22 protein-coding genes are annotated in these 18,498 nt (G+C 65.2%); 8 read left to right on the forward strand and 14 right to left on the reverse strand.

Going from position 1 to position 18,498, the window contains the following annotated elements; translation table 11 throughout:
- Positions 1 to 8: 8 nt before the first annotated feature.
- The 7 genes from ACYQ4W_RS14995 (at position 9) to ACYQ4W_RS15025 (ending at position 5,604) form a co-directional block, all read left to right on the forward strand.
- Positions 9 to 530, forward strand: coding sequence for a PocR ligand-binding domain-containing protein (locus ACYQ4W_RS14995; RefSeq protein WP_459858242.1), 522 nt, complete (start codon positions 9 to 11; stop codon positions 528 to 530).
- Positions 531 to 560: 30 nt separating this feature from the next.
- Positions 561 to 2,285: an FAD-dependent oxidoreductase gene (locus ACYQ4W_RS15000; RefSeq protein WP_459858245.1), complete on the forward strand. Its 1,725-nt coding sequence runs from the start codon at positions 561 to 563 to the stop codon at positions 2,283 to 2,285.
- A gap of 95 nt (positions 2,286 to 2,380) precedes the next feature.
- Positions 2,381 to 2,842, forward strand: coding sequence for an acyl-CoA thioesterase (locus tag ACYQ4W_RS15005; protein WP_459858248.1), 462 nt, complete (start codon positions 2,381 to 2,383; stop codon positions 2,840 to 2,842).
- Between the two features lie 51 nt (positions 2,843 to 2,893).
- Positions 2,894 to 3,523, forward strand: a complete 630-nt coding sequence (locus tag ACYQ4W_RS15010) for a hypothetical protein (protein ID WP_459858250.1) — start codon at positions 2,894 to 2,896, stop codon at positions 3,521 to 3,523.
- Between the two features lie 75 nt (positions 3,524 to 3,598).
- A complete protein-coding gene (murI, locus tag ACYQ4W_RS15015; protein ID WP_459858252.1) occupies positions 3,599 to 4,477 on the forward strand; it encodes a glutamate racemase in 879 nt (292 codons plus the stop codon).
- 81 nt (positions 4,478 to 4,558) lie between these two features.
- The gene (locus ACYQ4W_RS15020; protein WP_459858254.1) at positions 4,559 to 5,266 is read left to right on the forward strand and encodes a type 1 glutamine amidotransferase; all 708 of its coding nucleotides are present in this window, start codon (positions 4,559 to 4,561) and stop codon (positions 5,264 to 5,266) included.
- A 50-nt stretch (positions 5,267 to 5,316) separates the two neighbouring features.
- Positions 5,317 to 5,604, forward strand: a complete 288-nt coding sequence (locus ACYQ4W_RS15025) for a hypothetical protein (RefSeq protein WP_459858256.1) — start codon at positions 5,317 to 5,319, stop codon at positions 5,602 to 5,604.
- 298 nt (positions 5,605 to 5,902) lie between these two features.
- Here the strand turns inward: ACYQ4W_RS15025 and ACYQ4W_RS15030 are convergent, their stop codons facing one another.
- The 8 genes from ACYQ4W_RS15030 to ACYQ4W_RS15065 form a co-directional block, all read right to left on the reverse strand.
- Positions 5,903 to 6,814 carry a DNA cytosine methyltransferase gene (locus tag ACYQ4W_RS15030; RefSeq protein WP_459858259.1) on the reverse strand — a complete coding sequence of 304 codons (912 nt, stop codon included), beginning with the start codon at positions 6,812 to 6,814 and terminating at the stop codon, positions 5,903 to 5,905.
- 75 nt (positions 6,815 to 6,889) lie between these two features.
- A complete protein-coding gene (locus tag ACYQ4W_RS15035; RefSeq protein WP_459858262.1) occupies positions 6,890 to 7,612 on the reverse strand; it encodes a DNA-methyltransferase in 723 nt (240 codons plus the stop codon).
- Positions 7,593 to 7,769 (reverse strand): Com family DNA-binding transcriptional regulator, encoded by a 177-nt coding sequence (locus tag ACYQ4W_RS15040; protein ID WP_459858264.1) that lies wholly within the window; start codon positions 7,767 to 7,769, stop codon positions 7,593 to 7,595. Before ACYQ4W_RS15040 ends, ACYQ4W_RS15035 begins: the two co-directional genes overlap by 20 nt.
- Positions 7,770 to 7,967: 198 nt before the next feature.
- Positions 7,968 to 8,279: a tail fiber assembly protein gene (locus ACYQ4W_RS15045; RefSeq protein ID WP_459858267.1), complete on the reverse strand. Its 312-nt coding sequence runs from the start codon at positions 8,277 to 8,279 to the stop codon at positions 7,968 to 7,970.
- On the reverse strand, positions 8,280 to 9,689 hold the full coding sequence (locus ACYQ4W_RS15050; protein ID WP_459858270.1) for a hypothetical protein: 1,410 nt from the start codon (positions 9,687 to 9,689) through the stop codon (positions 8,280 to 8,282). It abuts the gene before it with no gap.
- A gap of 2 nt (positions 9,690 to 9,691) precedes the next feature.
- Positions 9,692 to 10,261 carry a YmfQ family protein gene (locus ACYQ4W_RS15055; RefSeq protein ID WP_459858272.1) on the reverse strand — a complete coding sequence of 190 codons (570 nt, stop codon included), beginning with the start codon at positions 10,259 to 10,261 and terminating at the stop codon, positions 9,692 to 9,694.
- Positions 10,258 to 11,331 carry a baseplate J/gp47 family protein gene (locus tag ACYQ4W_RS15060; RefSeq protein WP_459858274.1) on the reverse strand — a complete coding sequence of 358 codons (1,074 nt, stop codon included), beginning with the start codon at positions 11,329 to 11,331 and terminating at the stop codon, positions 10,258 to 10,260. Before ACYQ4W_RS15060 ends, ACYQ4W_RS15055 begins: the two co-directional genes overlap by 4 nt.
- A complete protein-coding gene (locus ACYQ4W_RS15065; protein ID WP_459858276.1) occupies positions 11,331 to 11,705 on the reverse strand; it encodes a phage GP46 family protein in 375 nt (124 codons plus the stop codon). Before ACYQ4W_RS15065 ends, ACYQ4W_RS15060 begins: the two co-directional genes overlap by 1 nt.
- Positions 11,706 to 11,981: 276 nt before the next feature.
- Here ACYQ4W_RS15065 and ACYQ4W_RS15070 point away from each other — a divergent pair, with 276 nt between their 5' ends.
- Complete coding sequence (locus ACYQ4W_RS15070) at positions 11,982 to 12,587, forward strand: DUF4145 domain-containing protein (RefSeq protein WP_459858573.1); 606 nt, start codon at positions 11,982 to 11,984, stop codon at positions 12,585 to 12,587.
- Here the strand turns inward: ACYQ4W_RS15070 and ACYQ4W_RS15075 are convergent.
- From ACYQ4W_RS15075 to ACYQ4W_RS15100, 6 genes are all read right to left on the reverse strand, one after another.
- A complete protein-coding gene (locus ACYQ4W_RS15075) occupies positions 12,490 to 13,065 on the reverse strand; it encodes a phage baseplate assembly protein V (protein WP_459858278.1) in 576 nt (191 codons plus the stop codon). The genes ACYQ4W_RS15070 and ACYQ4W_RS15075 overlap by 98 nt on opposite strands.
- Positions 13,062 to 14,186, reverse strand: a complete 1,125-nt coding sequence (locus tag ACYQ4W_RS15080; protein ID WP_459858280.1) for a phage baseplate assembly protein — start codon at positions 14,184 to 14,186, stop codon at positions 13,062 to 13,064. Before ACYQ4W_RS15080 ends, ACYQ4W_RS15075 begins: the two co-directional genes overlap by 4 nt.
- Positions 14,176 to 15,399 (reverse strand): DNA circularization protein, encoded by a 1,224-nt coding sequence (locus ACYQ4W_RS15085; protein ID WP_459858282.1) that lies wholly within the window; start codon positions 15,397 to 15,399, stop codon positions 14,176 to 14,178. The genes ACYQ4W_RS15080 and ACYQ4W_RS15085 overlap by 11 nt, the downstream gene beginning before the upstream one ends.
- Positions 15,400 to 15,408: 9 nt before the next feature.
- Positions 15,409 to 17,619 carry a phage tail tape measure protein gene (locus tag ACYQ4W_RS15090; RefSeq protein ID WP_459858284.1) on the reverse strand — a complete coding sequence of 737 codons (2,211 nt, stop codon included), beginning with the start codon at positions 17,617 to 17,619 and terminating at the stop codon, positions 15,409 to 15,411.
- Between the two features lie 185 nt (positions 17,620 to 17,804).
- Positions 17,805 to 18,119, reverse strand: coding sequence for a hypothetical protein (locus ACYQ4W_RS15095; protein ID WP_459858285.1), 315 nt, complete (start codon positions 18,117 to 18,119; stop codon positions 17,805 to 17,807).
- A 3-nt stretch (positions 18,120 to 18,122) separates the two neighbouring features.
- Entirely contained in the window at positions 18,123 to 18,497 is a 375-nt protein-coding gene (locus ACYQ4W_RS15100) for a phage tail protein (RefSeq protein ID WP_459858287.1), read from the reverse strand.
- Position 18,498 lies beyond the last annotated feature (1 nt).

Here is an 18,498-nt window from a genome sequence, read left to right on the forward strand (position 1 = left end):
GTGCCAGGATGGAGATGACAGACCTTTTGCCGAAAGAAGAATGGGCGCAGCTGGAGCAGGAAATCCACGAGCGCTTCGGCGTCAATGCCCACGCCTACACTGCCAAGGGCTCGCCATTCACCGGGCATGTGACCTGGGGCAACCGGCTGTGCCCGGCCCTGCGCCGGAACAAGAGCGCCGCCACGAGCATCTGCGCCGTGGTGAACCAGGTGGTCGGCGCGGAGGTGCGCCAGTCCGGCCAAGCCTCGGTGACGGACTGCGACGCCGGGCTCATGGTCGTGTGCGTTCCGGTGGTCGTGCGGGGCGAGTTTGTGGGCATGGTGGGCGGCTGCGGCGGCCTGCGCGACGGCGCCGAGCCCGAAAGCTTTCTCATCGAGAAGGCGGCGGGCCTGACCGAGGACGAGATTGCCGGGCTGTGCTCGGACATGAGGGAATATACCGAGGACGAGGCCCAGGCCATCGCCCTGCACATCGAGGGCCGCGTGGCCGAAATCGTGAAAGCCTATGAGGCGCGCCAGGCCAAAGCCTAGCGCCGCGCCGTCGGGGAAGGAGAAGTTCTCATGCCAGAGACCGTCGTCATCATCGGGGCCGTGGCCCTAGGACCCAAGGCCGCCTGCCGCTGCAAACGCCTGAACCCGGACGCCCGCGTGATCCTCATCGACCGCGGAAGCCGGATCTCCTACGGCGGGTGCGGCATTCCCTACTATGTCTCCGGCGATGTGAGCGACGCCGACGAGCTGCAGTCCACCTCCTATCATATGGTGCGCAACGCGCCCTTCTTCCACGACATCAAGGACGTGGAGGCCCGGCCCAGAACCGAGGCGCTGGGCATAGACCGCGCGGCCAAGACCGTGCGCTTGAAGAACCTGGACACCGGCGCGGAAGAGACCCTGGCCTACGACAAGCTCGTCATGGCCACGGGCAGCACGCCGCGCAAGCTGCCCATTCCCGGCGCGGATTTGCCCGGCGTTTTCGCCGTGGCCGACCTGGACGCCGCCGTGGCCATCCGCGCGCAGCTCACGGCCGGGGCCGTGGGCCGGGCCGTGGTGGTGGGCGCGGGCTTCATCGGCCTGGAAATGGCCGTGGCCGTGGCCGACATGTGGGGCATCGAGGCCACTGTGGTGGAGTACGCGCCGAGCGTGCTGCCCACTGTGCTTTCGCCCGCGCTGGCGGCCATGGTGCAGACCCACATGGAGGAGAAGGAGGTGTCCTTCCGCCTGGGCGCGCAGGTCATGCGCGTGGAGGGCGAGGGCAAGGTTGAGCGCGTGGTGGTGAAGACCGCCAGCGGCGAGGAGACCATCGAGACCGATCTGGTCATCATGTCCGTGGGCGTCACCCCCAACACCGAGCTGGCCAAGGCCGCCGGGCTGGCCGTTTCGCCGCGCGGCGGGCTCATTGTGGACGAGGAGCTGCGCACCTCGGATCCGAACATTTATGCGGGCGGCGACTGCTCGGAGATCAAGAACCTCGTCACCGGCGAGAGCTTCTTTCTGCCCCTGGGCTCGCTGGCCAACCGCCAGGGCCGCATCATCGGCGACAACCTGTGCGGCGGGCACTCCCGCTTCGAGGGCGCTGCCGGGGCCTGGTGCGTCAAGCTGTTCGACCAGAACGCCTCCGGCGTGGGCCTGACCCTGGAGGCCGCGCGCCGCGCCGGGTTCGACGCCATCTCCGTGCTGGTGAGCCAGTTCGACCGCGCGCACTTCTACCCGGAAAAAGACTTCATGTTCCTGGAGCTCGTGGCGGAGCGCGGCACCCGGCGCGTCTTGGGCGTGCAGGGCGTGTGCAGCATGGGCGACGCCCTGGTGGGGCGCATCGGCGCGGTTTCGGCCCTCATGCCGCACAAGCCCACGGTGACGGATCTTTCCGTGCTGGAGCTGCCGTACTCGCCGCCCTTCAACTCGGCCATGGACATTGTGAACCTGCTGGGCAACGTGGGCGAGAACGTGCTTGCCGGCCGCAACACCAGCATCGACCCCATGGAGTTCGCCACGCTGTTCGACGAACGCGACTCGGACGCGCTGTTTTTTGTCGACTGCCGCGAAAAGCCCAATGCCGAGCCGTACCTCGCCGCCTATCCCGGCGTGTGGCACAGCATTCCGCAGGGGCAGCTCTCCGAGCGGCTGGCCGAAGTGCCCCGCGACCGCAAGGTCGTGCTGGTGTGCAACTCCGGCGCGCGCTCCTTTGAGTCCTTTGTCATTTTGGCCCATGCGGGCTACAAGAACGTGGTCAACGTGGCGGGCGGCATGTCCGCCCTGCACAAGGCCGGCGTCGACCCGAAAGTGTAGCCGACCGAAATGGAACGCCGCCGCCTGCGCCGGCGGGCTCGCACACCGGGCCCCTGGCGCAGGCGTTTTTGCATCCGCAGAAGGAGCATCCCCCCATGCCCAGAGTCTTCACCCTCGACATCGCCATCCAGCAGTCGGACATCGACATTCAGGGCCACGTGAACAACACGCGCTACGTGGCCTGGATGCAGGACGTGGCCGTGGCGCACAGCGCGGCCCAAGGCTGGCCCATGACGCGCTATGTGGCGGAGGGCGCGGGCTGGGTGGTGCGCCAGCACACCATCACCTACAAGCGCCCGTGCTTCTTGGGCGAGACCATCACCGCCTGCACCTGGATTGCAAGCTTCGCCCCGCGGCAAAGCGCCCGCAAATATTTGTTCTGGCGCGCGGCCGACCGCGTTGTCCTGGCCGAGGCCGAAACCCAGTGGGTGTTCATCGACCTGAAAACCGGCCGCCCGGCCAAGGTGCCGGAATCCTTGCGCACGGCCTTTGAGATTGTGGAGGACGCGGCGGAGGCGAAGCGGGTGCTGGAGGGTTGCGGGTCAGTTAATGTGTAATATTGACGTGTGCATTGTCGGTGCTTTATTTTGTGCGTTAGGAGATGTGGCATGGGAATGGTTGAAGACGAAACCTTTCGGCGCGTTGTTAAGCAATTAGATAAAAATGATATGAAGTTAGCTGAGGCGATTGATCGACAAGGCAGAGTTCTGATGGAAATACAGCAAGCGCAATTTGCAGAACTTCAGAAAAAGGCACTGAAGGAGTTAAGTGATAATTTCACAAAAAACGTTGCTCATCTTTACGATTCAGCATCGAAATATTCCAACATGGTGACCCTTGCTGGGTATGCAGCTTTTTTTACAATCTGGAATGGAACAAAAACGCACGTTGAGTCTGAAATAATTTTCTTGTTTTCGGTATTACTTGTTGGCATCTCTGCAGCAATATTTGTGTTTTTTGAAGTTTATAAAATGCAAAAAGTCTCTTCGCAAACGAAGTATTATCAAGAAATTATCTCCGCGATTGTTGAAATGTATAAAAAGGGAGAGTATGCTCAAGGACTCAGCAAGTTTGAAGAAGCGAAAGTGGCTGAGGCACAGTTTACGTTGTCATTTGCGAGACTTGGTCGAATTTGTCTCTATTCCTCAGTCTTAACGGGATTGGCTGGTGCCGGTGCTTTAATGGCTGTCATTGCAAGTGGTGTCGTGAAACAACTTTATCTACTCTTGCTCTTTTAAGCTCCGTTGACTCCCCACCCCTTCCCGGTGCACAAACGCCCTCGCGGCGAAAGCCGTTAAGGGAGCGTTATTCGCATGACCACTGACAACAAATCCGCCACGAGCCTGCCCGCCGCCAACCTGCCCATCGGCGTGTTCGATTCCGGCGTGGGCGGGCTGACCGTTTTGCGCGCGCTGAAAAAAGCGCTGCCGAACGAGGATTTTCTCTACCTGGGCGACACCGCCCGCCTGCCCTACGGCACCAAGAGCGGCGTCACCGTGGCCCGCTATGCCCTGCAAACCACCCGCGTGCTGGTGGACCAGGGCGTCAAGCTGCTGGTCATCGCCTGCAACACCGCGTCCTCCGTGGCCCTGCCCGGCCTGGCCGAGGCCTACCCCGGCCTGCCCGTTGTCGGCGTCATAGAGCCCGGCGCGCGGGCCTGCTGCGCCCGCGCCCCCCATGGCCGCATCGCGGTCATCGCCACCGGCGGCACCGTGCGCGGCGCGGCGTATCAAACCGCCATCCTGCACCACCGGCCCCAGGCCACCATCGCCACCCGCCCGGCCCAGGTCTTCGTCGCCCTGGCCGAGGAAGGCTGGACCGAAGGCCCGGAGGTGGAGGCCGTGGCCAAGCGCTACCTCGATCCCCTCATGGCCGAATTTCCAGAGGGCGGGCCGGACTGCCTGGTTCTTGGCTGCACGCACTTCCCCGTCCTGGCCGAGGCCATCCGCAAGGTGCTGCCCAAGGGCGTGTGTCTGGTGGACTCCGCCGAGACCACGGCCGAGAGCGTGGCCCAGGAGCTGGCCGAGCGCGGCCTCTTGAAGCCCGTGCCCCAGGGCATGAAGGATGGCGAGCAGCCCGGCGGCACAGTGCGCTTCTTCGCCACGGACGATCCCGAGCGCTTCGCCAAGGTGGGCGAGATTTTCCTCGGCACGCCCCTGGCCGCGGCGGACATCACACTGGTCGATCTGTAACCGCGCAGGCCTGGACAAGATTCCGCTTCGCAGGCATTCTTCCGCGCGGCAGCCAACCCCAACCCAATGCGGAGGACGTCCATGCGTCTGCACGGCCTGCGTCACGAAAGTTTTGAAAAAGAGGGCGAAATAGCCGTTTGGGCCAAAGAGCACGGCCACACCCTCACCCACACGGACCTCTGGAACGGCGAGACCCTGCCCGGGCTCGACACCTTCGATTTCCTCATCGTCATGGGCGGCCCCATGAACATTTACGAAGAGGACAAATTCCCCTGGCTCGCGGCGGAAAAACGCTTCCTCAAGGCCAGCGCCGAAGCCGGCAAGCGCATCCTCGGCGTGTGCCTGGGCGCGCAGCTGCTGAGCGATGTCCTCGGCGGCAAGGTCACCAAGGGCACGCGCGAAATCGGCTGGCATCAGGTCGCGGCCGGACCCGACGCCGCCAAGAGCCGCGTGTTCGCCGGGCTGCCGCAATCCTACGATGCCTTCCACTGGCACGGCGACACCTTCGCCATTCCTCCCGGCGCGCTCTGGGTCGCCAAAAGCGCGGCCTGCGCGCACCAGGCCTTTGCCGCCTGCGATGACCGCGTGGTCGGGCTGCAGTTCCACCTGGAGACCAATGCCGCAAGCCTGGCCGCCCTGGCCACCGGCTGCGCGGACGAGATCACCGTGGACCCCGTGCGCTACCCCTACGTGCAGTCCGCTGCGGACATGACCGCCCGGCCCGAGCGCCTGGCCGTGCTGCGCGAGCTGCTCAACCACATTCTGGACAACATGGCGGCGCTGGGTTAGACACGCGGCCCTGCCCCGGCAGGCACGAACAACATTTACAGGGAGGAGCCATGGCCGAAACAGTCGAAGAATTGACCATCAGCTACGAGGAAGATGGCGTCGTCGTCACCGACGAGCTGGACAAGGTCATCCTGTCCAAGGGCGCTTGGGCCACCGTGCTCTACAAGTACCGCTCCTGGGACAAGGCCAAGAACGATTACGGCCCGGTGGCCTTCACCATCCGCCGCTACCGCAAGCAGAACGGCGAATACAAGCAGCAGAGCAAGTTCACCATCTCCAGCGAGGACCAGGCGCGCAAGATCATCGACGCGCTGGAAGGCTGGATCGGCAAGAAATAATACCGGGCGCCGCGGGAGGAAGAAGAGCCTCCGGCGGCTGGGGGGAATGATTCCCCCCAGACCCCCTCGTGCAATGGAAAGGGCTCGGGATGCGAAGAACGCATCCCGAGCCCTTTCCATTGAGGTGGCCGGGCGCAAGGCGTTTGCCGCTCAACGAGTAAACCGGCGCGCAATTCGGCACTGATCGGCGCGCAATTCGGCACAACTCGCTAACGCTCCCCCCTCACACCTTTTTTTAACGCCCCCGGCTGGAGCCTTTTGCCTCGCCGGGGGCTCTCAGTTTCCGGCCCGCTCTTTGCTACGCGCGCAAGCGCGAGTCTTCAGCCTCCATCAGCACAGCCGAGAGAGTTTGCCACGCATACGCCGCAGCCAGCGGGCAAACCCCGTTACCGGCGAGGCGCTGTCGGTCCATCCATCCGGCCATCCCATCAGCATCTCCAGGAAGCGCGGGGATAAGCCCAGAGTCGCGCAAGAGCACGTCGGACCAGGCTGCAATGTCACCTGGACCGGGGGCGAAGAGGGGCAGATCGCGATCAACCGCACCAGCTCCGGTCCCAGGGTTGAGTGCAGTAACCGCCAGAACAGGGTCCAAGCGATCGCCGTTCCGTACAGTGTCGTCTGATGCTTGGACTCGAACTTGACCCTTCCTGCCCCGACAGTCAGCCCATTTACTTGCTTGAACAGGGAGGCCAACGGCGTGGGCCAGGATGAAGAGTCTGCGCCGGAAGTGGCCAGCGCCGACTTCTCGCGCTGAAAACACGCCCGCTGCAACGCGGTAGCCCAGGCCTTCAAGGTCTCGGGCGACCACGTCGAATCCCAAATGAAGATGGCCAATGACGTTTTCGCAGAACACCCACTCCGGCCGGACCTCGTCGACGATCCTTGCGACGTCTGGCCAGAGGTGTCTGGGGTCGGCCTGGCCAAGTTGCCGCCCGGCAAGGCTGAACGGCTGGCACGGGTAGCCCGCAGTGAGGATATCCACGCTGCCACGCCACGGGCGGCCGTCGAAGGCGCGCACGTCAGACCAGAGAGGAGCTTGATCCAGGGTCTGGTCTTCCATCCTGGCCACGAGAGTGGACGCAGCATGTGCGTCCCGCTCGACGTAACAAACAGTTCGGTAGCCAGGTGCTGCGATATGCAGACCGAGTTCGAGCCCGCCAGCTCCGGCGCAGAGGGCGAGTCCATAAAGTGAGGGGGGAGAAAAAGCCACATTGAGCCTCCAGGGTGGCCGTCTTGCGGCTCTGGCAGAGGCTCGGTGGCCTTCAGCGGGGCATGCGCCGCCCGATTAACCGGCGAGGCGGGCGGACGCTATTTTATAGTACTCGGGTGACAGCTCGATGCCGATGAAGCCGCGCCCGGTCTCCTTGCAGGCCAGTCCGGTCGATGCGCCCCCCATGAAGGGGTCGAGCACCACGCCGCCGGACTTGGTCACTTCCAGCAGCTCGCACATGAGAGGCACGGGCTTTGCCGTCAGGTGAACCCTGTTCGCCATTTCCGCAGAATGCCGGAACACGCCCGGCAGGCAGCGGTCCGTGGCGCGCGCGAAGCGCCCTTTGCTGGCGAAGACTACATATTCCGCCTGGGCTCGAAACTGGCCGCGCATGGGCCGGGCCGAGGTTTTGGCCCACACCACCACCCCACGCCAGGTCCACCCTGCGGCCTGGATTGCGTCGCTCATGACCGGCAGTTGCCGCCAGTCGCTGAACATGAGCAGCGGCGAACCGTCCTTGGCGATGCGCCAGCACTCCGAAAGCCAGAGCGTGGCCCAGATCAGGAATGATCGCTGGTCTTTGTTGTCGCCGAGCATGGCCGGGAATCTGCGCTTAATGCCGCTCGCTAGGTACTTCTGTTCCGGATCGGCCTTGCGGGCCGCATTGGAAGTCCCGCCGCTGGAATATGGCGGGTCGGTGGCCACGGCGTCGACGCTGGCGTCCGGAAGATCCCGAAGCACGGTCAGCGCGTCGCCTCTGTATAAACTTATTCCGTTGTCAATGATCGTTGTGGTCATGTGAGAGTCCCTTGCCTAGGGCTTGCGAGCCCTCGCTGTTGGGGCTCGCGGCCCTCACATGGTTGATCGCCCCGCATCTGGGGCACTTGATGGCGAGGTCCAACGCCTCGCCCTTGGCCAAAAGCCGATTACACTGGCCGCATCTGATCTCCCGCATGTTCCTGAGCCTTTACGTGTTGGGCCTCCGCCTGCTACCACTCCGGCAACCCGTGCACGGGGGCCGGAGAGCGGCTTCGGCCGTGGTCGGATGTTAGAGCATCCGGCCAGTGGGGGAGTCGTCTGCTCCCCTGCCTCTCCCATTCAAACGACGGCGGGGCCTGCAAAGGCCCCGCCGTTGCACTGAAAGACCGTTTCTTTACGCCCCCGGTTCGCTTGGCCAGGTCACGTCCTGCGGAAAGCCCGCCTGGGCGGTGATGTCGCGCAGGGCCTGGCGGTAGGTGGACCAGGCCGCTTTGACCTCGGCCGAGAGCGGCGCGTCCGCAAGCTGTGTCCAATCGCACGCGGTCAGCTTGGCGTCGCGCGTGGCGCGGATTAATGCGGCCTTGCCCTCGGCCGTCGCTTCGTAAGGGGCGGGCTGCTCATCGCTGTACGTTTCGTGCCCCGCGCAATCCGTGGAGGCAGCCACAATGCGCCAGCCCAAGCCGTCTTTACGTACTGCGTAACCCATTTAGCAGTCCTCCCAGCCAACGCAGAACAGGCCGCCGCCCGCCAGGTTGGCCGCGTAATACAGGTTCGTGCTCTCCAAGATAAAATCTTTGTTCACCACGTTGGTTGTCGTCGCGTTGACCGTCACCGGGGGAGGATTGGTTGTTGAGGACATGGGGCCGTACGAGTTGTTTTGCGCTGCGACCGCGTACCCGTTGCCGCCGTTGATGAGCGCCACTGCAATCTTGATCGCCGTGGCGGGAACAAAATTATTGACGGGCACGGCGATCCATGTCGGCGTCGTGACTTCGCCCTGGGCCCCAGAAATCATCTGCCGCATGGCCGCCAGGTTTGACCCGGCTGCCACGCGATAATGCACCAACTTGCCGACCTGCACGAAGCCAAGCGGGTACTTGTTGGCCGTGCCATCGGTGCGAATCCAGCCGATGCGCGCCTTGTAGGTGTAGCCGAGCGGCATTGTGGGGGCCGTGGCGGAGAGGGAAAGCAAGAGGGCCGTGGTCCCGTCTTCCTTGGCGATGATGAAGACCGCATACCATGTGCTGGCGGCTATTGCCCCGGTGTCGAGTCCGCCAGCACCAGCCGCCGCCGTTGAAGCAGAGAGAGCCAAACCGGAGCAGAGCTTTGCCACCCCGGCACTTTTGAGGACGAGCTCGTCCGCCGTCATGGAGACCAGCGCGGAGAGTCCGGTGGCGCTCATGGTGAGATTGCGCGCAGCCCCGATGATGGAGGCCGATGCGGTAACGGTGGGATTGCCCAGCATCCATTTGTCCAGCGTGGCGTCATAGGTGAGCGCCAGCCAGTGCCCGGCCCCGGCGATGGCCCCAACGGCCAGGGCCGCGCCCGCCGGACCGACGATGCCCTTGGCCCCGGTGGCCGTGGCCCCGAGTGTGAGGTTGAGCGTCGGCGTAGTGGTTGTGTTGGCTGCGGCCGCGCGCACAAGCACGCTCATCCCGTTCACCAGGGCCGTCTGGGGGGTGGGCACCGTGGCAGTGAGGGCGTCCGCCGTGCCTGCGGCCAGGGCAACGCGGCCCGTGCCGCTCAACGCTGCCGCCGCCACGTCCGCCGGGGTCATGGCCGTGGCGGTGTCTGCGCCCGCAAGGGCCTGGGCGGCCGTGGCCAGCTTGAGGATGCCCGCCACGGTCTCGCTGGCGGGGCTCACGGTCACGGCGTTGGCGGCTATGAGCGCCAGAACAGCCTTTTTAAGCTGGGTGTCATCCGTGGCGCTGGGGGTGAGCCCGCTCGCCTTGATGACGTTGAGCAGCTCCTCTTGCACCATGTTGAACCAATCCTGGCCGGGCACGGTGGGCGACGTGGCCGCGACGGGATCTCCAGAGCGGAAATATCCGGGCGTGCCGGTCTCGGTGTAAGGGGGCTTGTCCGCGATGGCGGTGGCGGTTTTGACGCGTTGCATGGCTATCCTCCGTAGGCGAATTGAACGTAGGTGTGGGCTGGCTTGAGTCGGCTGATGACACATTCAAGCAGTGCGTTGCCCCAACTGGACAAAGGATCGTCGCAGCCAGAGTCGCAGCTGAATTCGCGGACCGTGGTTTCCGGCGCGCGCACGGTCCAAACGAAGCGCCAAGGCTCGTCGCAAATGGGCTGATCGCAGCCGGAATCGCAGGTGTAGACCGTGTGCTCTTCAATGGTGATTTTGTAGCCCAGGGCGGCGGCGATGCCGATGAAGTAGGCCCGGCTTTGTCCGCCGCGCTGGCGCACCTTGGAAAGGGCGGCGGCTATGCGTTCGGCCTGGGTCTGGCCATAGCCGCCCGCGCAGGTGTCGGGCAGGCCCAGCACACGCTCCCAATCCGCCAGCCACAGGGCGCCCGCCCCGGCTGGGCTTATGCCCTCGGCCACCACCTGGGCAGAGGCATGCGCCGCGTCCAACGCCGCGCCCTCGGCCGCCAGGCTGGCCGACAACACCTCCCCCGTGTTCTCGTAGGGCTTGGGCAGCAGCAGCGTCAGCAGTTCGGCATGTCCGTTCATGCGAGCAGCTCCACTGTGACAACGCCCAGGCGCGGCCATTCGATGACTCCGGCCGCCACGTTGGCCGCCGGGCTTGTCACCTGGCGGTCGACCACGCCGTCCACGCCGCTGATCGCCGTCTCGATGCGCGAAAGATAGGCCGTGTCGCCCGGCTCCAGGGTGGCGAAGTACACGCCCAGGGCGGTCTCAATAGCCGTTTGCGCCTGGGCCAGGGTGAGGCCGGACAAGCGCACTTTGACGGACACGGCGACCGCCACCAGGCTGGGGGCCAACACCAGAAAGTCCGCCGCGCAGACGGGCCGCACGCTGTCCAGATACGCGGTGCAGACGGCCAGAATCGCGGCCGAGGGCAGGCCGTCGGCCGAGGTGATGCACACGTCCACCGTGCCCAGGCCGCGCCGGACCGGGAACACATAGGCGGCCGTCACGCCGTCCACGGCAAGCGCCCAGCGTCGCCAATCGGTCTTGTTACCTCCGGCGGGCGGGTTTTGCAGCACGTCGAGCAGCCGGGCCAAAAGCTCGGCGTCGGTCTCAACATCCGTGCCGCCCGTGGTGGCGGTGGCCAGGCCGGCCACGCCCTGCACGCCCGAAGGCGCGCTGGTGCAGGTGAGCGCGGTGCCGCTGGCCAGGTTGGAATCCTTGCCCGTGGCGCTGGCCTGCACGGCCACAACGGCGGTGCCCCCCGCGCCGCCTACTATGGGGCTAATCAGCCCGGCTTCCGTGGTGACGAAGGCCAGCCCGGCCACGGTCTTCACCTCCGTGCCAACGGCGATGGCCGCGCCCGCCGTGCCCGCAAAGGTGGCCGTGCCCTGGGCTGCGGTGGCGCGCTTGCGGGTCAGGCCATGCAGGGCGGCGTGTTTTTCGAGGTATTCCGAGTCCGCCGTGTCGGGGAAAATCTGCCGGGCGATGTACGCCTGGTGCTGGTACAGGCCCTCCACCGTGGCGGCCACGGCTCCGGCGCGCATGCCGAAGTCCGAGTCCGTGGCCACGGCCGCGTCGGGCAGCTGGCTCTGCATATCGCGCAGGATGGCGGCCTTGATGTCCGCGTATTCCGGGGTGATGAAGCTCATTACATGACCCTCACATGGTGATTAAACAGGTGTTCGCGTCCGCCCGCGTCGGTGACGCGCACGGCCAGGCGCAGCCAGCCGTCGTGCTGGCGCTCCGTCTCCACGGCGATGGCCTGGGCGCGGCCGTCATCCAACAGCGGCTGCAAGGCCTGCTCGCTGTATTGCTTGGCCAGGACGGCCACGCGTTCCAGGTCCTTTTCGCGCTCCAGCTCGTGCAGGCGCGAGCCAAGCGTGGCGTCCGCCCAATAGCTGCCCAGCGGCGTCATAAGGCGCAGAAATACCGCGTTGGCCAAACCGCGCGCGGGGTCCTGGGTCAGGCTGCCGTCGGTCAGCGTGTAGCCGCCGGTTGTGGGGTCGAGGAATGCGTCCGCCATGCCGCCACACTAGTGGCGGCGCGGGGAGAAAACAGGAGGAAGGGGTTCAGTAGGGGGAGGACTTGTCCGGTCCGTTAAAATGTAATATCTGTTTCGGTATTATACTGGGGAGGGGCAATGAGCGAGGAAAGCTTTTGGGCTTGGTGCCCTACGTGCAAAGATTATAAATCATGTACGATTTGTTATTCCCACGAGGTTGACGTTTCAAATCCGAACTATGACGGTAAAGAAATTTACCACGCGTTAAGATGTGGAGGATGTACAACAAATTTTTACATGACGAGATGTGTAGAGTATTCTCCTGATGGAGCTGATGAGAGTCATACTGACCACTGCTACCCGAATACTGTAATCGAGCATATCCGGCATCCGTTTCATTGGTTTGACTTCAATAACAATACCCAAGAAATCACAGACCTAATTAATGAAATCAATACTGCGATAACATTCAAGCTTTTCAGAATTGCGGCAATGGGCATTCGCACATTGGTAATGCAAATAGTAAACAAAGCAACAGGCTCTAACTTTGACAAATTTGGACCTTGCCTAGCATATTTAGAGCAAAACAATCATGTCACGCCAGATCAACGTAACATGCTTGAACAATCAGTAGAGCTTGGCCATAGTGCAGTCCACAGGAATCATTCTCCAACTCAGCAGCAAGTTGAAGCTGCTGTTAGCATAGTGAATGCGTTTTCTACTCTTTTGATACAGATAAAGCGTGCTGCTGGAATTATTGAAACAGGTATCCCTCAGCATACAGCAAAGAAGAAACGCCCGGTCGCTATTGCGGCTCCCCCGTCACCCCGCCGCTATCCCCAGGGTGGGTGTGGTGCTCCAGGCTCACGCCGCCCGCCACGTGGTCCGCGTCGGAAGAGATAGCCCCCGTGGTGTGCAGGCTGCCGGTGAAGGTGGCTGCCGCATCGCCGCCGCCCGTGCCCACCATGGAGAGCGCGGGCGTCTCGAAGATGACCTGCTCGCTGGCCTTGACGTGGTATGTCTTGGTCTCCACTTCGATGCGCTCTTTCTTGAGATGCACCTTGTCTCCCCACATGTTGTAAAGGCAGGCCTCGCCGCTGGCCACGTCCACGCGGTAGCTCCCGTTCTCCGTGGCGATGATGACGCTGTGCGCGGTGCTGCCGCCCAGGGGCAGAATGATGAGCTGCGTCCCGGCCGGTGGGCCGCTGGTAAAGCCGAACTGCTGCACCAGCTCCGCCGCTTGTATGGTCTCGCCTGCCAAGGCTTCGGCCTGGACCAGCTGCACGGCCGCGCCTTTGGAAAGGACGGACAAGGTGGCGCGGTAGGCAAGGCGAATGCCCGCCAGCCTGCGGTCCACGTAGCGCATCACGTCACGAATCATAAGTCGACGATCTCCCCGGCACCGGCCTTGGCCTTGTACTTGTGCCGCTTGTGGTGGCCCACGTCCGGCTGCCACAGGCCGTCCGGCTTGAGGGTCAGCTCCGTGGTTTGGCCCGTGCCGAGCCCGCACAGGAACACGCGCCGCATAAGATAGAACACGCCGTCGATGCCGTGGGGCTCGGAGAGCACGCGCACGCGCTGGCCAGGCGTCCACAAGGGAGCGCCCGCCGCGCCAAGGACGCGATACCCGCGCACGCTGGCCTGTATCTCGTAGGCGGCCAGCTTGCCGTCCGCCACGATCTTGCGCGCCCGGCGCTGGGCATGGCCGGTGTTGTCGCAATCCGCCTCCACCACGATCTTGGGCCGCTTGAAGTAGGCCGCGTTGTCCTTGGCCGTGGCGCGGATGTTGTGCGCGCCCGCCGAGTGCTCCGAGCCGTGGGCCTGGCCAAGCACCGTCACCTCGCTATGCCGCTCCTGTATTCCCTTCTTTTCAACCAGGCGCAGCACGTTGTTGCCCTTGCCGTTCCACCGCAACACCAGCTGGCCCACGGCCGGATTGGTGGCGTCGGTGTAGTCCGGCCCGCCGATGATGAGCGTGCCGTCCGGCGCGAAGTACGGCCAGCAGCCGTTCTGCTCGCACACGCGCTGGAGCGCGTCCCAGGCGGTCATGCCGGGGTCTACGGAAATTTTGTCGTGCGTGGCCGCGCCCGCCTGCACCTTGATGGACGTAATGCCCAGGGGCCGCACCATCTTGGCCACGATCTCGGCCAGGCTGCACTGCCGCGCGGCAAAGATGGGGGCGGAGCAATCCACCAGTACCGCGCCCAGGTCGCGGCCAGTGAGCGCCAGCGTGTGGCTGGCCTTGTCCACGTCGGACTCCACGGTGTCGATGCGGCCGCGCATGATGACCTGGCCGCCCAGGGTCAGCGTCACGGGCTCCCAGGGCCGCACGTACGCGGGCACGCCCAGGCCGCCCTTCAACTCGGGCAGGCCCAGGCTCACGCGCCAGCCGTCGGCCGGGGTCAGCAGGTCCGAGTCCACTTCAACGCGCTCCCAATCCCGGTGTTCATGCTGGCCAATGCGCAGGGCCAGGGTTTCGGCGGTGCTGGCGTTAGCTTGCATAGACCTTCAGCTCCTGGCCAGGCGTTAGAAAGTTCGGGTCGCTCATGCGGTTTAACCGCACCAGCTCGGCCGCGCGCGCGTGGTCGCCGTACAGCCGGTGGGCGAGCAAGCGCGGGCAGGTGCGCGCGGCCACGGTAACGGTGGTGAGCGGCGGGCGGGCCTCAAGCACGGCGGCGGCGGCCTCCTGTACGGCGGCGGCCACGTCCTTTGTGGGCTCGGTGACGGCGCGCGCCTGCTCAAGCGGGTACAGGTCCCGGTAGGTGTCTATGCTTTGCTGCAAGCCCTCGCGCGTGGTCGCCGTCACGGTCTCAATTTCGTCCGGCGTCAACGTGGGCGTCACGGCCTCGGACTCCAGCACGATCTGCGCGGCCTCGGCCACGCCCAGGGCCGCCTCCAGCTGCACGTGGGCGGCCACTTGGTCAAGCTCCGTGCCCGCCGTAACGGGCGTGGTGGTGGCGCCTGTGCCGGAACCGGAGCCGGAGTAGTAGCTGGAGCCGCTGGACGAACTGCCCGAAGGCAGCAGGATGGCCGAGGACAAGGCGGCGCACACGGCCGAAAAGTCCGGCAGCAGCGAGCCGGAGGAAAACGAGCGCAGGTCCACAATGCCCGTGACCAGGCTGGCGATGTCGTTCGCCCAGGTGGCGGGCGCGCCGACGATCTCCGCGCCGCTGGTGAGCACGCCCGTGGCCTGGCTCTTGAGGTTGGCCAGGGTGGCCAAGCCAGCCTTGCCCATGGCCGTGGGATTCTTGCACGCGGCGGCGGCCTTGCTCAACACCTCGGCGGCCCCGGTGCGGGCGGTCTCGGTTTTGGCGGCGGCGCTTGGCCAGGCGCGGGAAAAGAACGGGTTGTCCGTCCCGGCCACCACGAACTCCAGCGCCAGCTCTGCATAATTCCGGCGTTCCGCATCGTGGGTGATGTCCCAGGGCAAGGCCTGGGCCTTGGTGGAGCCGAACACCGGGTGGACCAGCTCGGCGGGGCCACGCTCGTCCAGAGCCTTGAGGAGCCGCTCCAGGACGGTTTCATAATCTTTGCCCCATACTGCGGCGGTGATGCTGATGCGCCGGGCCTTGCGGCCCATGTCCTCCACCTCGCCGCCGTCGCGGTACGGGTATTCATGTTCCGCCACGGCGTGCTCGCCGCGATCTCTGGTGCGCAGCACCTCAAAGGGTGCGCCCCGGAAGCTGGCGTTCAGCAGACGATCTTCCCAGGCCATGTGCGCCCCCTAATGCCGTTGCGCCTGGCGGCTGTTGTACTCGTTCACCACCGTGGCCAGCTCGCGGCCGTCGGCCACCAGCTTGATTTCGTGACGGACCACGGTTTCGCCGCCGCCGAACAGCAGCTCGCCAGCCTTTTTGCCCAGGCTCTGGCCTCCCATGTACCCGCCGATGCCACCGCCTATACCGCCGATAACGCCACCGATGGCCGCACCTGGCGCAGCCCCCACGCCGCCAAACAACGCTCCGATGCCACCGCCAACCGCCGCACCGGCCTTTGCGCCAAAAGCGGCACCAGCCCAAGCGCCAGCCGCGCCTCCGGCTGTGCCCGCGTGGGCGGCGTTTTTTTGCGCGCGGGTGAGGGTACTGTCTGTCTCGGTGCCGAAGGCGTCCATGGCACTGAAGCCCAGGCCAAGGATACCGCCCCAGCGCCGCGCCACGCCGCCCGCCGCACCGGTCCAGCCGCCTTTCAGCCCACCCCACGCCCGGCCCAGAGCCGAGGTCGACGCGCCAGCAGCCCCTGCGGCACCGGCCGCGCCAGCGCCTGCGGCGGCGGCCCCACCGCCAAAGAGCAAGCGCCCGGCGGCGAGCACCCCGGCGGAAGCCGCCACAGCGGACAAGGCCGTGGCGGTGGCAAAGGCTGCCGTCGTGACCAGAGGGAACTCGCGGGCCAGGTCGGCGGCTTTGGTGGCCACGTTGCCCAGCGGACCGCCGATGGCGTCTAGCGTGTTGGACGCGGCCATGTCCTTTTCGTTGGTGACCTGCTGGGACTTATAAAATGTGGTGCCCGCCACCAGGTCAAAGCTGGTTTTACCCGCGCCGCCCGCCTTGCCCATGCCGCCCAGCACGTCTTGGATGTAGCTGCGCTGGGTCATTTCGGCCACCAGGGCCAGCATGGCCTGGCGGTCCTGCACCACCTTGCCGATGGCCGAGGCCTGGAGAATGTCGGCCATGGCGTCCAGGGTCTCGGCCTTCTCGCTGCCCTGGGCACCGGCCGCGCGTGTCTTGAGCGCCTGGAATTTCTTGTCCTTGCCCACCACCTTTTGGTCGATGAGCTGCACAAAGGCGTCCAGGGGCAGCGTGCCCTTCTCGCGCGCCTTGGCCAGGGTGCCCGAAAGGTCGATGCCCAGCTTCTTGAAGTCCTGGGCGGTATCCTGGCTGTTCAGCTTTTGCAGCAGGTTGACCAGGTTGTTGCCCGCTTGGTCCTTGGTGCCCGCCGTGACGGCGCTGGCCTGGGCGCTGGCCAGGATGCGCTCGTACCCGCCCATGCTCTTCATGCCCGCCGCGTTGGCCATCATCTGCGGCAGCCAGCGGGCCATGTCCTTCAGCTCAAAGCCGCCCATCTGACCGGCCACCAGGGCCTTGTCCAAGGCCTGGCCGATCTGCTCGGGCTTGAAAAATCCTTGCTGAATGCCGCGTATGGCGATGTCCGCCAGGTCGCCGGAGCCCGCGCCGCTGGCCGTGGCGAAGCGTTGCAGGGTGGGCAGTATGCGCATGGCGTCGCCGGACTTGATAGCGCCGCTGGCCAGCATCTTGTCCAAGGCCTCGGCCGCTTCGTCGCGCGTGCCGCCGCCTTCGCGCACGGCCAGGTCCACGGCCCCGCGCAGCTTGCCCATGCCCGCGCGGCGGCCCTCCAGGCCCTCTTCCGCGTAGGCGGTGTTCGACATTTGCGCCAGGCGGTGCTCAAAATCCACGGGCTTGGCCAAGGCCCGGCCCGCCACGTACCCACCTGCGGCCAGGGCCGCGCCACCCTGGGCCACGGCCTGGCCCAAGCGGCCGCCCGCGCTGGCTGCGGCGGACAAGCCCTTCTCGGCCTGGCGCGCGTACTGGTCCACTTGCTTGAGCCTGCCCACCAGGCCCAGGACGTTGCGCTCCTTGTGGCCCAGGGCGGTCCAGGCCTCCGCCATTTCCTTGCCTCTGGCCGTGGCCACGCGGCAATCTTCGGCATACTGCCGCGTGGCCTGGCTGGCACGGGTGGTCGCGGCGGCCTCCTGGCTGACGGCGGCGGAGGTCTGCTTATGGGCCTCGGTGGCGGCGTTGGCCGCCTGAACCGTGGCTTTGCCAGCCTCCACCGCCGCGCGGCCAGCCTCGCGCGTGGCCTTGCCGGATTCCGTCACCGCCACGCCCGTGGCCCGCGCGCCCTTGACCACCTTGTCCAGGGCCTGGGTGCTTTCGGCGCTCAACTGGTCGCGCAGCTTGAGGGTGACTTGCATGTCCATGTCCGGCATGTGCTACTTGCGCCTATTCCTTTTCTTGAGTCGTTGGTTCACATACACGGTGCCCCCGGCCTTTCCGGTGGCGACCTCGGCCAGCAGGTCTATGTACGTCTTGGCCTCCGGGGTGGTCAGCGCCCTTATGTCCGTCAGGCTGAATCCGTGCCGCGTCAGCGCCAGTTCGACGAGCCTTAGCTCGCGGCAGGTGCGCTCGCGGCCGTCAGCTTTCCCAGCAGCGCCGCCTCGGTCGCGGCGAGCTGGCCGTATTCATCGGCGGGCAGCGTGGCCAGCAGCTCGGGCGTGATCTCCTTGGCGTCGATGCCGCCCAGCTTCAGCAGGGTGCGCGCCCACAGATGACGCCGCACGCGGGCGTTGCAGGCTCCTTCTCCGGCCGCTTCGAGCGCGTCCTCCTGGTCCTCCAGGGTGGGCAGGCGCAGTTCGAATTCCTTGTGCCAAACCCCGTCCTTTTCCACCCCGTAAAGCAGGGTCCCTTTCTGCGTCAGCATTTGCTACTCCTTGATTTTGTTCGCGGCGGCCAGGGTCACGCTGATCTTGGCTTCGCCTTGGGTTCCGTATTCTTCCGAGTCCTTCAGGCTCACGCAGTCCTGATAGGTGACGCGCTTGCCGTTCTGCGTCACCGGGAAGATGGTCAGCTTCGCGCCCTTGATCGTGTCCCAATCCAAGGGGTCATTGACGGGAATGGGCGCGGTGATTTGCAGCGTCCACTCATGCACGCCCTCGGCAAAGCCGCTCGGCCTGCCGGTGCGGTTCATGGTTTTAACCATGGTCCGCCCGCTGTTGTGGTCCGGCTTGCAGGACTCGATCTCGTATTCCTTGCCGTCAACTTCCAGGATGATGGCTCCCAGGTATTCCTTCAGCGCCATG

The sequence above is a fragment of the Humidesulfovibrio idahonensis genome (genome assembly GCF_054657715.1).